The sequence below is a fragment of the Pseudooceanicola marinus genome, from assembly GCF_020177265.1.
GTDB classification, from domain to species: domain Bacteria; phylum Pseudomonadota; class Alphaproteobacteria; order Rhodobacterales; family Rhodobacteraceae; genus Pseudooceanicola; species Pseudooceanicola marinus_A.
Window position 1 is genome coordinate 324,450 of the sequence record NZ_JAIVMC010000004.1, and the last position, 13,495, is coordinate 337,944.

Below are 13,495 nucleotides of genomic sequence, written 5' to 3' on the forward strand. Positions count from 1 at the left end.
TCGCTGCGGCGCCCCTTTCGTCACGTTCCGTTTGCGCAGTTCAGGCCAGGTAGTCGATCCGTTCCAGCGTGTCGGCCATGCCCTCGACCTCGGCGATCCACTCGCGGCGGATGTCCTCGGCGAACATCGGGTCGGCGGCGTTCGACGCGGTGACGACGCCCGTGGCGAGGCGCGAGGCGACCAGCGCCTCGATCGCCATGGCGACGGTGATCGACACCAGCTTGCCCATGGCACTGCCGTCGTCCTTGCCCGACGCATCCATCGCCCAGGCCTGATCGAAGACCGGCGCGCCGTCCTTGGTGGCGGTCAGGCGCACGAACATCACCACGCGGTCGGCCTCGCCCTCGTCATAGGCGTGGTCATTCCACAGCCCTTCGGAGATCTCGCGCAGGCGCGCGTCGCCCTCGGGGCCTTCCAGCGTTTCCACTTCCTTGAAGAGATCCGCCCAGGCGGTCGACCAGCCGTCCAGCCGCAGGGTGCCGCGCACGAAGTCCTGCACGTTCCACGCCGGGTCGAAGCCGTACTGGTCGATGAAGGGCAGGGAGTTGCGGTTCGGGTAAGCCTCGAAGACCTCGCCGCCGGGCAGCGGGTTCTCGTAGCGGGTGATCGCATCCCAGGGGCGCGCCACGTTCAACTCCTCGCCGCCCTTCAGCGACTTGGAGGGCGAGCGCAGGGCCTTCAGCACGCCCAAGGGCGACCAGCTGAACTTGTAGCGGAAGTCGTTGGCAACCTTGGGGAAGCCGCCGCAGTAGGAGGTGAAGGAGATGTCCAGGCCCTCGCCCAGCCCGCTGTCCTTCAGCCGGGCCACCAGATCATCGGCCAGGATGTGGTCGATGCCCGGGTCCAGCCCCACCTCGTTGACGAAGCTCAGGCCCTTGTCCTTCGCCGCCTGGTCCAACTCCGCCATTTCGGGCGCAACGTAGGAGGAGGAGACGAAATGCGCGCCCTTCTCCAGGCAGGCCTTGGCCAGCGGGACGTGCAGGTCGGCGGGCAGCATCGAGACGGCGATGTCGCCGGGCTCCAGCGCCTGCGCCACGGCCTCCAGCGTGAAGGGGCGGATGTCCTTCGTGAGGTCGCCCACCTCGGCCTCGGCCTTCGCCACCGTGCGGTTCCAGACCACGACGGGGTAGTTGCCCGTCAGCAGGCGCCGCAGGCCGGGGACGGCCGACAGGCCCGTGCCACACCAATGAATCTTCATGCCAATGCCTCCATATGCGTGTCGAATTCGGCCTTCGCGCGCCCCCAGACCCCTGCGTCGAGCGCATCCAGCGTCAGCAGGGAGTGCAGCAGCTGGGCCGCGTAATCCTCGCTGCTTTCCTTGGGCAGCATCGAGGGCAGGTTGTCGATCGCCATCACGTCCAGGGGCGGTGTGTCGCGCACCCGCAGGGCCGGAGCGGCCCAGGTGGTGGTGCGGTCATAGACCTTGATCGGCGAGAAATCGGATGTCGGGTCGCAGGCCACGTCGCCGATGACGGTCAGCTTGCGCGGGCCATCGGCCATGGCCACGGGCACGAAGACGGGCGTGCCCGGCATGGCCAGGATCGAATTCACGAAGATCTCGTGCTCCGCGATCTCGGGGAAGGGGCCGCCCGATGCGGTCTCGGCCATGTCCCACTTGGTCACGTCACAGCCCATTTCGGCACAGAGGTCCGAGGCGCCGGTGCCGACGCGGCCTTTGGCTCCGATGACGATGGCACGCGGCAGTTGCCGGTCGTAGGGCGTCAGCCGTTCCGAGAGGTCCGACAGCAGGGCCTCCTTGTCGGGGTAGGCGCCGACGGGCGGGCAGAGCGTGCCCTGTTGCTGCGCGGCCCAGCACATCAGCGAGACGGCGGCCCCGGCATACCCGGCCCAGTAGCCGAAGGCGGCGACGCGGCGCCCCGTTTCATCCACCAGGTATTCCAGATCATAGAGCGTGCCGCCCCCCGCGCGGAACCGCTTCAGCAACTCCTGCCCCGCGGGCTGACCCTTGTAGGCATGGCCGAACATGATGTGGCGGTGACGCAGGGGCGTGCCGTCCTCGGGCAGCTCCTTCAGGCCGAAGATGATCGCGTCTTCGGGCGCCTCGGGCCAGCTGTTCTCGGCCACGATCTCGGCCCCCGCATCGCGGTAGCCCTCGATGTCCAGGATGCGCGTGCGGCTTTCCTCGACGCTCAGGCGGAAGCCCTTCTCGATCAGCGCGCGCGCGCCCTCGGGCGTCAGGCCGGCCCGGTCTTCGTTGGGGCGCTGTTCGGCGCGCAGCCAGATGTGGGTCATGAGAGGCTCCTTTCGGTCACCCGGTATAGCGGGCCGCCTCTGGGATGCAATCAAAGCGGTGCCGTATCGAGGTGGCAGGCCCCCCGAAGCGCCGCGATTTGCCTTTAGTGGCACAAAGCTGTTGTCTCGGACCGGAGACAGACAGGAGGCCCCCCATGATTCCCGTGAACCCGGAGCGATTTCTGGCAGACCTGCACACCCTGCGCAGCTTCGGCGCGGCGGGTGTCGGCAAGGGGGTCGTGCGCCCGGCCTATTCCGATCCCGACATCGCGGCGCGCCGCTGGCTGGCCGAGCAATACGCCGACGCCGGGCTGGAGGTCGCGGTGGATCCCTGCGGGTCGGTCTTCGGCCTGGCGCCGGGCCGCTCGCTCTTGGTGGGCAGCCATTCCGACAGCCAGCCCGAGGGCGGCTGGCTGGACGGGGCGCTTGGCGTGATCTGCGGGCTGGAACTGGCGCGCGCGGGCGCCGCCGCCGGGGTGCCGATCTCCGCCGTGTCCTTCCAGGACGAGGAGGGGCGGTTCGGCGTGACGACGGGCAGTCGGGTCTGGTCGGGCAATACCTCTCTGGAGGAGGCGGATCAGCTGGTCGACCGCGACGGTGTGACCTTCGCCGAGGCGCGCGCGCGGATGGCCGACATGGTGACCGGTCCGGTCGATCCCAGCCGGTTCACCGGCTTCCTGGAATGCCACATCGAACAGGGCCCCTGGCTGTATGAGGCGGGGGAGGCCGTGGGCGTGGTCAGCGACATCGTGGGCATCCGCGACATGACCATGACCTTCGAGGGGGAACAGAACCACGCCGGCACCACGCCGATGCACCGCCGCCGCGACGCCTTCCAGGCCATGCTGCGCTTCCAGGCGCTGATCGATGATCGCTTCCGCAACGTGGTTACGCCGCAAACCGTCTGGACCACCGGCGACGTCGAACTGCACCCCGGATCGCATTCCATCGTGCCGGGGCGCTGCAGCTTCTCCATGCAGTGGCGCGACGGCGACAAGGACCGTCTGGACCGGATGGAGGAGATCATCCGCACCGCCGCGGCCGAAGTGGCGGAGGAGACCGGCATGACCCTGTCGACCTCCGGCATGCTGGGACTTGAGCCGGTGCCGATGGACGCAGGCCTGCGTGCCGCGCTGGAAGGGGCTGCCGAGGACCAGGTGCCGGGCCGCTGGCGCAAGATGCAGTCGGGCGCCCTGCATGACGCGGCCAGCGTGGGCCGGCTGATGCCCGTGGCGATGCTGTTCGTGCCCTCGATCAACGGCATCAGCCATGCCTTTGCCGAGGATACCGACGAGGCGGATCTGGCCGCCGGGCTGAAGGTGCTGGCCGAGGCCGCGACGCGACTGGCATGACACTGGCCTGATCCTCGTCTGATCCGGGCGTGACAGCCTAGTCCCAGGTCACGTCGCCGAGGAAGATGTAGCCCGCGCCGTAGATCGTCTTGATCAGGCGCGGGTTCTTCGGATCCTCGCGCAGCTTGGTGCGCAGCCGCGAAATGCGCACGTCCATCGCCCGGTCGAAGCTTTCGCCGGCGGCGCCCCCCAGCACCTCCTGCATCGTCGCCCGGCTGACCAGCCGTTTCGGGCGGTCGAGGAAGAGGCGCAGCACCTCGCCTTCGGCCTGGCTGAACGGCGTCTCGGCGCCTTCGGCGTCTTCCAGCGTGAACCGGTCGAAATGGGCGGTCCAGCCGGCGAAACGCGCGGTCTGGCTGGCCTCGCCGGTGCCGGGGCGGTCGCGGCGCAGGCGGGCGCGGACGCGGGCCACGACCTCCGCCGGATCGAAGGGCTTGATGATGTAGTCATCTGCCCCCAGCTCCAGCCCGGTCACCCGGTCCTGCACCTGGGCGCGCCCCGAGATGATGATGACCGTCGCGCCCTTTTCCAGCGCCAGTCGGTGCACCAGGGTCAGCCCGTCGCGGTCGGGCAGTGACAGGTCCACCAGGCACAGGTCCGGCGTCATGTGGCGCAGGGCCGCCTCGAACTCGGTGGCGCGACCGAAGGCCTGGCTGCGGAACCCTGCCTCCTCCAGCGCCGAGGACAGGATGGTCCGGATGTCCGGTTCGTCATCAAGGATGGCGATCAGGGGCGCGGTCATGGCTCTCCTCCCAGAGAGAGGAAGCCGGTGAGGGCCTCCTGGTCGAAGGGTTTCTGCAGCACGGGCGCACGGGCGGCGGCGCGGCGGTGCAGCGGGTGGTCGGGGCGCAGCGAGGTCATGAAGAACAGCGGCGGCCGGTCTTGTGGCGGTGCCTCGGGCAGGGCCTCCAGCAGGTCCAGCCCGGTCGATCCGCCTTCCAGCGTCAGGTCCGACAGGATCATCACCAGATCCGGCAGGTCACGTGCGATGGCGCGCGCCTCCTCCGCCGCGCTGGCCTCGATCACCGAATAGCCCATGGCGACCAGCATGTCGCGAATCGAACGGCGCAGCTCGGGGCTGTCCTCGACCAGCAGTGCGAGGCCCGGCGTCACCGGCTGCGGCGCCTCCCGCCAGGGCAGGTCCAGCGTGACCTGCGCGCCGCCCGCATTGGCCAGGCGCATCCGTCCGCCGGCGCGTTGCGTCATGTCATAGACCATCGACAGGCCCAGCCCCGACCCCTCGGCGCCCTTGGTGGTGAAGAAGGGAGTCAGCGCCTTCTCCAGCGCCTTGTCGGTGAAGCCGGGGCCGGTGTCCGAAACGGTGATCTCCAGCCAGGTGTCCTTCAGACAGCGGCTTTCGAGGCGGATCTCGCCCGGCTGGCCGGCCAGGGCGTCGCGGGCGTTCAGCACCAGGTTCAGCAGACTGTCCTGCAACAGCCCGCTGTCCAGCCACAACCGCCGCGCGCCCAGGTCATCGTCGAGTACCAGCGAGATGTCCTCGGTCAGGGCCGAACGTGCCAGGGTGGCGAAGTCGCGCAGGAAGTCGGACCAGAGGACGGGGCCGGGGGTGTGATCGCGCCCGCTGGTGGTGTCGGCGATCCGGTCCAGCAGGCGCCCGCCGCGTTTCGCCGCCGCCAGGGTGGCGCCGACCAGCCCCTGGGCGGGCTCCGGCAGGTCCATGCGCGACAGCTGTGATTGCAGGCCGAGGATGATGGTCAGCAGGTTGGAGAAATCATGCGCCATCCCCGAGGTCATCTGCGCCGCCAGTTCCCGCCGCCGGGTCTGGGTCAGCGCCGCGCGGGTCTGGGTTTCCTCGGTCACGTCCATCGACATGATATAGGCCCCGTCGGCCCCGTTGGGGGTCAGCGCGGTGCGGATGCGGCGCGAACTGGCCTCGTCGGTGAACTCGAAGGTGCCGGGCTGCCCCGCCAGCGCGGCATCAAGGTAGGGGCGCACCGCCTCGTAGGCCTGCCGGCCCAGCACGTCGGCAATGTGCAGCCCCACGATATGCGCCGGGCGTCCCGGCATGATCCGACTGAGGCGGCGGTTGGAATAGGTGTAGATCCGGTCCGGGTTCACATGGGCCACGTGGGCGGGCAGCATCTCGGTGGTCAGCCGGGTGCGCGCCTCCATCTCCGTCAGCTCGCGCTTGGCCTCTTCCAGCGCCGAGTTCGTGGCCTGAAGCGCGCGGTTGGTGGCCGCCAGCTCCTCCGCGCGGGTCAGAAGTTCCGCCGACAGCTCGGCCGAGCGCGCGCGCAGAAGGCGTTCCTGGCGCTTGGTCTCGGTGATGTCGGTGTAGACGGTGACCCAGCCGCCCTCGGGCAGTGGCGCCCCCTCGACTGAGATGACGCGGCCGTTGGCGCGGGGGCGTTCCAGGTAGTGGGGCTCGAAGGCCAGGGCCTTTTCGACCCGCACGCGGATCGCCTCCTCCAAGTCGTCGATGGGGCCGTATTCGCCGGATTCGCACAAGAACCGGATCGTGTCTTCGAAACCCGCGCCGGGGCGGGTCAGTTCGGCGGGCAGATCGAACATTGACCGGAAGCGCCGGTTGCACTGCACCAGCCGCAGATCCTGATCGTAGATCGACAGCGCCTGCTGAATCATGTTCAGCCCGGCCATGGTCATCCGGTCGGTACGTGCCTGATGGCTCGTCATAATTCCTCCACTCCCCGGGTCAGACCTACTGGGAAACGGGCCGTCGAGGAAGGGGTTCGCTTTGCAGTTGCAGCGTGGATTTCGCGCCTGCGGCACCTGTAACAATTCGAAAGGATCCGGAAATGATGCGGCAAAACTTCGCGGCAAAGTTTGACTTGTCAGGAGCGTCCGGGTCGGATGCCCCGGGGGATGACCCCGATGACCCGCCTTGAGGAGGGCGGTTGCCCGGTCGGGGAGGACCGGAGCCAAGGGAGGAGAACATCGTGGGAGAACTCTCGCGCGACGCGGGCGGGCCGGTCACATCCGTGCCCGCCCTGCTGGACCGGAATGCAAAAGCCTGGCCGGACAGAACGGCCTATCGCGAAAAGGAATTCGGCATCTGGCAAAGCTGGAGCTGGGCCGAGACGCGGAGCGAGATCCGCAACCTGGCGCGGGGTCTTCTGAACCTCGGGGTGGGGCCGGGCGATTTCGTCGCCATCATCGGCGCCAACCGGCCGCATCTCTACTGGTCCATTCCGGCGGCGCAGATGGTCGGCGCCGTGCCGGTGCCTGTCTACAACGACAGCGCCGCCGAAGAGATGGCCTATGTGCTGGACCATTGCGGCGCCCGGGTGGTGATCGCCGAGGACCAGGAACAGGTCGACAAGGTGCTGGAAGTGAAGGCGCAACTGCCCGCGCTGGAGCACATCATCTACCTCGACCCGCGCGGCATGCGGAAATACGACCACACGCATCTGCACGAGTTCACCCATGTGCAAGAACAGGGCCACGCCCTGCGAGATGAGCTGACGGCCGAGCTGGACCGGCGCGCCGCTGCCATCACCTATGACGACATCTGCGTCATGCTCTATACCTCCGGCACCACCGGGAAGCCCAAGGGCGTGGTGCTGTCCAATCGCAACATCATCGAGACCTCGAAGAATTCGGCCGAATTCGACAAGCTGGGCGCGGGCGAAGAGGTCCTGGCCTACCTGCCCATGGCCTGGGTCGGCGATTTCATCTTCTCCATCGGGCAGGCCTACTGGACCGGCTTCTGCGTCAACTGTCCCGAAAGCGTGGAGACCCTGGCCACCGACCTGCGCGAGATCGGGCCGAGCTACTACTTCGCCCCGCCGCGCATCTTCGAAACCCAGCTGACCAACGTGATGATCCGCATGGAGGATGCCGGGCGGCTGAAGAAGTGGCTGTTCGACCGTTTCATGGCCCATGCCCGCAAGGTGGGGGGCGATCTGCTGGATGGGCGCCCCGTGGGCGGCATGGACCGGCTGAAGTACCGCCTGGGCGAGTTCCTGATCTACGGCCCGCTGAAGGATACCCTGGGCCTGGGCCGCGTCCGCGTGGGCTATACCGCAGGTGAGGCGATCGGGCCGGAGATCTTCGATTTCTACCGCTCGCTGGGGATCAACCTGAAACAGCTTTACGGTCAGACCGAGGCCAGCGTTTTCATCACCCAGCAACCCGATGGCGAGGTGCGCTCCGACACCGTGGGCGTGGCCTCTCCGGGGGTGGAACTGAAGATCGCCGAGAGCGGTGAGGTCTTCTATCGCAGCCCCGGCGTCTTCCAGAGCTACTACAAGAATGCCGACAGCACCGCCTCGACCAAGGATGCCGAAGGGTGGGTGGCCACCGGCGACGCGGGCTTCATCGAGGAAGGCAGCGGGCACCTGCGGATCATCGACCGCGCCAAGGACGTGGGCAAGATGGCCGATGGCAGCCTGTTCGCGCCGAAGTACGTCGAGAACAAGCTGAAGTTCTACCCCAACATCCTGGAGGCCGTGGTCTTCGGCAATGGCCGCGAGATGTGCACTGCCTTCATCAACATCGACCTCACGGCCGTCGGCAACTGGGCCGAGCGCAACAACATCGCCTATTCCAGCTATCAGGAACTGGCGGGGCACCCCCAGGTGCTGGAAACGGTGCGTGAGCATGTCGAGGCGGTGAACCGAAGCGTCGCCGAGGACGAGATGCTGTCGGGCTGCCCGATCCACCGCTTCCTGATCCTGCACAAGGAACTGGATGCCGATGACGGCGAGATGACCCGCACCCGCAAGGTGCGCCGCAAGGTCATCGAGGAGAAGTTCCACGACCTGATCACGGCGCTCTACGACGGGACCGAGACCATCTCGACCCGGACCGAGGTGACCTACGAGGACGGACGCAAGGGCCATATCTCGGCCACGCTGAGCATCTGCGATGCGGCGGTCCAGCCCGTGGCAAGCAAGAAGGTGGCAGCGGAATGAGTCTGGCAGAACAAGTACTTGGTCACGAACGTGACAACGAGGACGGTGGCTGGATCACCGCCGACGGGCGCCAGATCGGCGCGGTGATGATGGAGATGAAGAACATCACCCTGCGCTTCGGCGGTGTGGTGGCGATCAAGGACATCTCCTTCGACATCCGCAAGGGCGAGATCCGCGCGATCATCGGGCCGAACGGGGCCGGCAAGTCCTCGATGCTGAATGTCATCAGCGGCTTCTACAATCCGCAGGAAGGCGACGTTTTCTACCTGGGCGAAAAGCGCCCGAAGATGCGCCCTTACGAGGTGGCCCGCCAGGGCATCGCCCGCACCTTCCAGAACATCGCGCTGTTTGAAGGCATGTCGGTGCTGGACAACGTGATGACCGGCCGTCTGAACCACATGAAGGCGGGCGTCCTGTCCCAGGCCCTGTGGAAGGGCCGCGCGGAACGCGAGGAGATCGAGAACCGCGAGAAGGTCGAGAAGATCATCGACTTCCTGGAGATTCAGAACATTCGCAAGAAGCCCGTCGGCAGCCTGCCCTACGGCCTGAAGAAGCGGGTGGAGCTGGCCCGCGCCCTGGCGGCGGAGCCGTCGCTGCTGCTGCTGGACGAACCCATGGCGGGGATGAACGTCGAGGAGAAGGAGGACATGAGCCGCTTCATCCTCGACGTGAACGACGAATTCGGCACCACCATCGCGCTGATCGAACATGACATGGGCGTGGTCATGGATCTGTCCGACCGTGTGGTGGTGATGGATTACGGCAAGAAGATCGGCGACGGCACCCCCGACGAGGTGCGCAACAACCAGGACGTGATCGACGCCTACCTGGGGGTGGCCCATGACTGATGTCGTGACTGAGCCCCTCCTGGCTGAGCTGCGCCTGACCGCCGCCTGCCGTCCTGCCCAAAACACCTGCTGCCCCGCAGCGCAACCGGAGGTCTGAGCCATGCCCGATCAGTTGCTCTTTGCAATGGAAGTCTTCCTCAACGGGCTGATGGCCGGCGTGCTTTACGCCCTCGTCGCCCTGGGGTTCGTGCTGATCTACAAGGCCAGCGGCATCTTCAACTATGCCCAGGGGGTGATGGCGCTGTTCGCCGCGCTGACCCTGGTGGGGATCATGGAAGGGCAGGTGCCCTTCAGCCACCTGATCAACGCGGTCTTCGGGACCGAGATCCATCACTTCGGCTGGCACCTGCCGGCAGTCGTGGCCATCGTGCTGACCGGCGTGGTGATGATCGCGCTCGCCTGGGCGGTGAACCGGTTCATCTTCCGCCACCTTGTCGGGCAGGAGCCGATCATCCTCTTCATGGCGACCATCGGGCTGGCCTATTTCATGGAAGGCGTCGGCGACATCATGTGGGGCGCCGACATCAAGAAGCTGGACGTGGGGCTGCCGCAGGGGATCAACACCTGGATCGACGAAAGCACCTACGAGATCTTCGGCTACGGCTTCTTCATCGACAACCTGGACCTCTGGGCCACCGGCATCGCTGCCGCCCTGGTGATCGCGCTGACCATTTTCAGCCAGTATTCCAAGCAGGGCCGCGCCCTGCGCGCGGTGGCCGATGACCACCAGGCCGCGCTGAGCGTGGGGATCAGCCTGAACTACATCTGGGTGCTGGTCTGGTCGATCGCGGGCTTCGTCGCCCTGGTCGCCGGGATCATGTGGGGCACCAAGTCGGGCGTGCAATTCTCGCTGTCGCTCATCGCCCTGAAAGCTTTGCCGGTTCTGATGCTGGGGGGCTTCACCTCGATCCCGGGCGCCATCGTCGGCGGTCTGATCATCGGGGTGGGGGAGAAACTGTTCGAGTTCGCCATCGGACCGCTGGTCGGCGGCGCGACGGAGAACTGGTTCGCCTATGTGCTCGCCCTTCTGTTCCTCGTCTTCCGTCCTCAGGGCTTGTTCGGCGAACGGATTATCGAAAGAGTGTAAAGACCCCATCCCGTCGCTGCGCGCCTTTGTCGCGGTGACGGGCCGGGGCCCCCGGAAAGAGGAGCCGGGGGGCATCATGGAGGAGATTTGACATGAAAGACGTGAAGGGAATCCGCCTGGTCGCCGCAACTGCGTTCTGGGTCGCCTACTGGGGCTTTGTCTTCTGGGCCGCGCGCCCGGGGCACCTGGAGGGCCAGCATCACCTGATCAATGCCGTGATCGTCGTGATCGGCCTGGTCGCCGCCTGGCTGACCTACCTGACGGCCGCGCGCCGCATCACCTGGGCGATGAAGGGAGAGGACGCATGAAGCTGCTGGCCATTTCCAACGTGGTCGCCTGGGGCGCCTTCTGGACCTTCGGCCTGATCGCGCTGTTCGTCGAGCTGGCACGGGGGGAGGTCCTGATCGCCGCCCTGCTGGCCGCCCTGGGGTTCCTGGTGGGCGTCGCCTGCCACCTCGGGCTTTGCAACCGTATCGCGCCGACACAGCGCATCGCACCGAAAGCCGAGGTCTGATCAATGCTTTACCGCGAAGCCGGGGATTTCAAGACCAGCTATCAGGCTGACAACCAGACCTTCCCGATCCGGTTCGACCGGGTGGGTCTGCGCGTCGTGCTGGTGCTGGCTCTGGGGGTGGTGCCCTTCTTCATCAACGACTACTGGGCCAACGCCGTGGCGCTGCCCTTCCTGATCTACGCCATCGCGGCGATCGGGCTGAACATCCTCGTTGGTTTCTGCGGGCAGGTCTCGCTGGGCACCGGCGGCTTCATGGCCGTCGGCGCCTATGCCACCTACAAGCTGATGACGGCCTTCCCGGAGGTGTCGATCATCATTCACGTGCTGCTGGCCGGCGGGATCACCGCGGGCGTGGGCGTCCTCTTCGGTCTGCCATCGCTGCGGATCAAGGGCTTCTACCTGGCCGTGGCCACGCTGGCGGCGCAGTTCTTCCTGGTCTGGCTCTTCAACCGGGTGCCGTGGTTCTACAACTACTCCGCGTCCGGTCAGATCAGCGCGCCGGAACGCGAGGTGCTGGGCTATGCCGTGACGGGCCCCAATGCCGAGGCCTGGGTGACCTACCTCTTCTGCCTGCTGTTCCTGATCTTCGCCGCCGTGGTGGCGCGGAACCTGACGCGGGGCACCATGGGGCGCAGCTGGATGGGCATCCGCGACATGGACATCGCGGCCGAGATCATCGGGGTGAACCCGCTGTCGGCGAAACTGTCAGCCTTCGCGGTCAGCTCCTTCTTCATCGGCATCGCCGGGTCGCTGTTCTTCGCGGTCTACCTGGGCGCCGTCGAGGTGGGCGAGGCCTTCGGCATCAACAAGTCCTTCCTGGTGCTCTTCATGATCATCATCGGCGGGTTGGGCCGGATCGGCGGGTCCCTGATGGGCGCGGCCTTCCTGGTGCTGCTGCCGGTGCTGCTGAAGAACGTGCTGGTGGGCAGCCTAGGCTGGCCCACGGACCTGGCGGCGCATCTGGAATTCATGATCGTGGGCGCCCTGATCGTCACCTTCCTGGTGGCCGAACCCCACGGGTTGGCGCAGCTGTGGCGCGTCGCCAAGGAGAAGCTGAGACTTTGGCCTTTCCCGCACTAGGGCGGGCCTGACCGGCGCGCCGCGGGGAAGAGGAGCCCTGCACGCGCCGAGGACGCAAGCCCGGAAGAGGCAGGCGTCGCGACGCCGGGACAGAGGAGCCCCGGCAGATGGACCATCGTTCCAAGGGAGGAGATTGAGATGGCGAAGACGAAGATGAGTGTCGCGGGCGCCGCCCTGCTGGCCGCAGGGGTGATCGCGGGCCCGGCCGCCGCCGAGCTGGTGTTCCCGGACCTGAGCTACCGCACCGGCCCCTATGCCGCGAACGGCATCCCGTTCTCGGACGGCTACCAGGATTACCTGACCCTGCTGAACGAACGTGACGGCGGTATCGGCGGCGAGATGATCGAGGTCATCGAATGTGAGACCGGCTACAACACCGAGAAGGGCGTCGAGTGCTACGAGGCGACCAAGGGCGAAGGCGCGCTGATCTACCAGCCGCTGTCGACCGGCATCACCTATCAGCTGATCCCGAAGGCCACCGCTGACGGCATCCCGATGCACACGATGGGCTATGGCCGCACCTCCGCCAAGAACGGCGAGGTCTTCCGCTGGGTCTTCAACTACCCGGCCAACTACTGGGACGGCGCCAGCCATGCGATCAACCACATCCTGGATGTGAACGACGGCGATATCAGCGGCAAGACCATCGCGCTGGTCTATCACAACTCCGCCTACGGCAAGGAGCCGATCCGCACGCTGGAGGAGCTGGCCGAGAAGCATGGCTATGAACTCCTGCTGCTGCCCGTGGATCACCCGGGCCAGGAACAGAAGAGCCAGTGGCTCCAGATCCGCCGGGCGAAGCCGGACAACGTGATCATGTGGGGCTGGGGCGTGATGAACCAGGTCGCCATCCAGGAAGCGGTGAACATCCGCTACCCGATGGAGAACTTCATCGGCATCTGGTGGTCCGGCTCTGAAAATGACGTGCTGCCCGCCGGTGATGGCGCCGACGGCTACAAGGCGCTGACCTTCCACAACCTCGGGATGGATTACCCCGTCTACGACGACCTGAAGGAATACGTGGTCGACGTGGGCATGGCCGCCGGGGCCGGCGATCAGCTGGGCACGGCGCTTTATAACCGTGGCATGTATGCCGCGATGCTGGCCGCAGAGGCCGCGCGCACCGCGCAGGAGATCCACGGCACCGCCCAGATCACGCCCGCGATGATGCGCGACGGCATGGAAGCCCTGGAGATGACCGAGGAGAAGATGGCCGGTCTCGGCCTGCCGAACTTCGGCCCGACCTTCAACGTTTCCTGCTCCAACCATGGTGGCGACGGCCTGGGCGCCGTGGCGCAGTGGGATGCGGAGGCCGGCAGCTGGTCGCTGATCACCGACTACGGCGCGTCCGACGGTTCGGTCCTCGACCCGCTGATCACCGCCGACAGCATGGCCTATGCCGAGGAAAACGGCATCACGCCGGGCTGCGAGTAATCGCGACAGATCCGGGCGGTCCCCAGGCGGGG

12 protein-coding genes are annotated in these 13,495 nt (G+C 66.7%); 8 read left to right on the forward strand and 4 right to left on the reverse strand.

Annotated elements, in window-relative coordinates:
* Positions 1–40: 40 nt before the first annotated feature.
* Positions 41–1,198, reverse strand: coding sequence for a saccharopine dehydrogenase family protein (locus tag LC066_RS08650; protein WP_224898010.1), 1,158 nt, complete (start codon positions 1,196–1,198; stop codon positions 41–43).
* Positions 1,195–2,253 (reverse strand): saccharopine dehydrogenase, encoded by a 1,059-nt coding sequence (locus LC066_RS08655; RefSeq protein WP_224898012.1) that lies wholly within the window; start codon positions 2,251–2,253, stop codon positions 1,195–1,197. The genes LC066_RS08650 and LC066_RS08655 overlap by 4 nt, the downstream gene beginning before the upstream one ends.
* Positions 2,254–2,408: 155 nt before the next feature.
* On the opposite strand from LC066_RS08655, the gene LC066_RS08660 reads away from it, so the two are divergent.
* Entirely contained in the window at positions 2,409–3,605 is a 1,197-nt protein-coding gene (locus tag LC066_RS08660) for a hydantoinase/carbamoylase family amidase (RefSeq protein WP_224898014.1), read from the forward strand.
* Between the two features lie 37 nt (positions 3,606–3,642).
* On the opposite strand, the gene LC066_RS08665 is transcribed toward LC066_RS08660, so the two are convergent.
* On the reverse strand, positions 3,643–4,347 hold the full coding sequence (locus tag LC066_RS08665) for a response regulator transcription factor (RefSeq protein ID WP_222477553.1): 705 nt from the start codon (positions 4,345–4,347) through the stop codon (positions 3,643–3,645).
* Complete coding sequence (locus LC066_RS08670; protein WP_224898017.1) at positions 4,344–6,260, reverse strand: PAS-domain containing protein; 1,917 nt, start codon at positions 6,258–6,260, stop codon at positions 4,344–4,346. Before LC066_RS08670 ends, LC066_RS08665 begins: the two co-directional genes overlap by 4 nt.
* 263 nt (positions 6,261–6,523) lie before the next feature.
* On the opposite strand from LC066_RS08670, the gene LC066_RS08675 reads away from it, so the two are divergent.
* The 7 genes from LC066_RS08675 (at position 6,524) to LC066_RS08705 (ending at position 13,463) form a co-directional block, all read left to right on the forward strand.
* Positions 6,524–8,500 carry an AMP-binding protein gene (locus LC066_RS08675; RefSeq protein ID WP_224898019.1) on the forward strand — a complete coding sequence of 659 codons (1,977 nt, stop codon included), beginning with the start codon at positions 6,524–6,526 and terminating at the stop codon, positions 8,498–8,500.
* On the forward strand, positions 8,497–9,348 hold the full coding sequence (locus LC066_RS08680) for an ABC transporter ATP-binding protein (RefSeq protein WP_224898021.1): 852 nt from the start codon (positions 8,497–8,499) through the stop codon (positions 9,346–9,348). The genes LC066_RS08675 and LC066_RS08680 overlap by 4 nt, the downstream gene beginning before the upstream one ends.
* 100 nt (positions 9,349–9,448) lie before the next feature.
* Positions 9,449–10,435: a branched-chain amino acid ABC transporter permease gene (locus tag LC066_RS08685; protein ID WP_085888989.1), complete on the forward strand. Its 987-nt coding sequence runs from the start codon at positions 9,449–9,451 to the stop codon at positions 10,433–10,435.
* Between the two features lie 92 nt (positions 10,436–10,527).
* Positions 10,528–10,743 carry a hypothetical protein gene (locus LC066_RS08690; protein WP_085888988.1) on the forward strand — a complete coding sequence of 72 codons (216 nt, stop codon included), beginning with the start codon at positions 10,528–10,530 and terminating at the stop codon, positions 10,741–10,743.
* On the forward strand, positions 10,740–10,949 hold the full coding sequence (locus LC066_RS08695; RefSeq protein WP_224898023.1) for a hypothetical protein: 210 nt from the start codon (positions 10,740–10,742) through the stop codon (positions 10,947–10,949). Before LC066_RS08690 ends, LC066_RS08695 begins: the two co-directional genes overlap by 4 nt.
* 3 nt (positions 10,950–10,952) lie before the next feature.
* Positions 10,953–12,029 carry a branched-chain amino acid ABC transporter permease gene (locus LC066_RS08700; RefSeq protein WP_222477556.1) on the forward strand — a complete coding sequence of 359 codons (1,077 nt, stop codon included), beginning with the start codon at positions 10,953–10,955 and terminating at the stop codon, positions 12,027–12,029.
* A gap of 138 nt (positions 12,030–12,167) precedes the next feature.
* Positions 12,168–13,463, forward strand: coding sequence for an ABC transporter substrate-binding protein (locus tag LC066_RS08705; protein WP_224898024.1), 1,296 nt, complete (start codon positions 12,168–12,170; stop codon positions 13,461–13,463).
* Positions 13,464–13,495: the final 32 nt, after the last annotated feature.

Coding starts and splice junctions, on each gene's coding strand:
- LC066_RS08650 (WP_224898010.1), bottom strand. CDS start 1,198: ATGAAGATTCATTGGTGTGGCACGGGCCTGTCGGCCGTCCCCGGCCTG.
- LC066_RS08655 (WP_224898012.1), bottom strand. CDS start 2,253: ATGACCCACATCTGGCTGCGCGCCGAACAGCGCCCCAACGAAGACCGG.
- LC066_RS08660 (WP_224898014.1), top strand. CDS start 2,409: ATGATTCCCGTGAACCCGGAGCGATTTCTGGCAGACCTGCACACCCTG.
- LC066_RS08665 (WP_222477553.1), bottom strand. CDS start 4,347: ATGACCGCGCCCCTGATCGCCATCCTTGATGACGAACCGGACATCCGG.
- LC066_RS08670 (WP_224898017.1), bottom strand. CDS start 6,260: ATGACGAGCCATCAGGCACGTACCGACCGGATGACCATGGCCGGGCTG.
- LC066_RS08680 (WP_224898021.1), top strand. CDS start 8,497: ATGAGTCTGGCAGAACAAGTACTTGGTCACGAACGTGACAACGAGGAC.
- LC066_RS08685 (WP_085888989.1), top strand. CDS start 9,449: ATGCCCGATCAGTTGCTCTTTGCAATGGAAGTCTTCCTCAACGGGCTG.
- LC066_RS08690 (WP_085888988.1), top strand. CDS start 10,528: ATGAAAGACGTGAAGGGAATCCGCCTGGTCGCCGCAACTGCGTTCTGG.
- LC066_RS08695 (WP_224898023.1), top strand. CDS start 10,740: ATGAAGCTGCTGGCCATTTCCAACGTGGTCGCCTGGGGCGCCTTCTGG.
- LC066_RS08700 (WP_222477556.1), top strand. CDS start 10,953: ATGCTTTACCGCGAAGCCGGGGATTTCAAGACCAGCTATCAGGCTGAC.
- LC066_RS08705 (WP_224898024.1), top strand. CDS start 12,168: ATGGCGAAGACGAAGATGAGTGTCGCGGGCGCCGCCCTGCTGGCCGCA.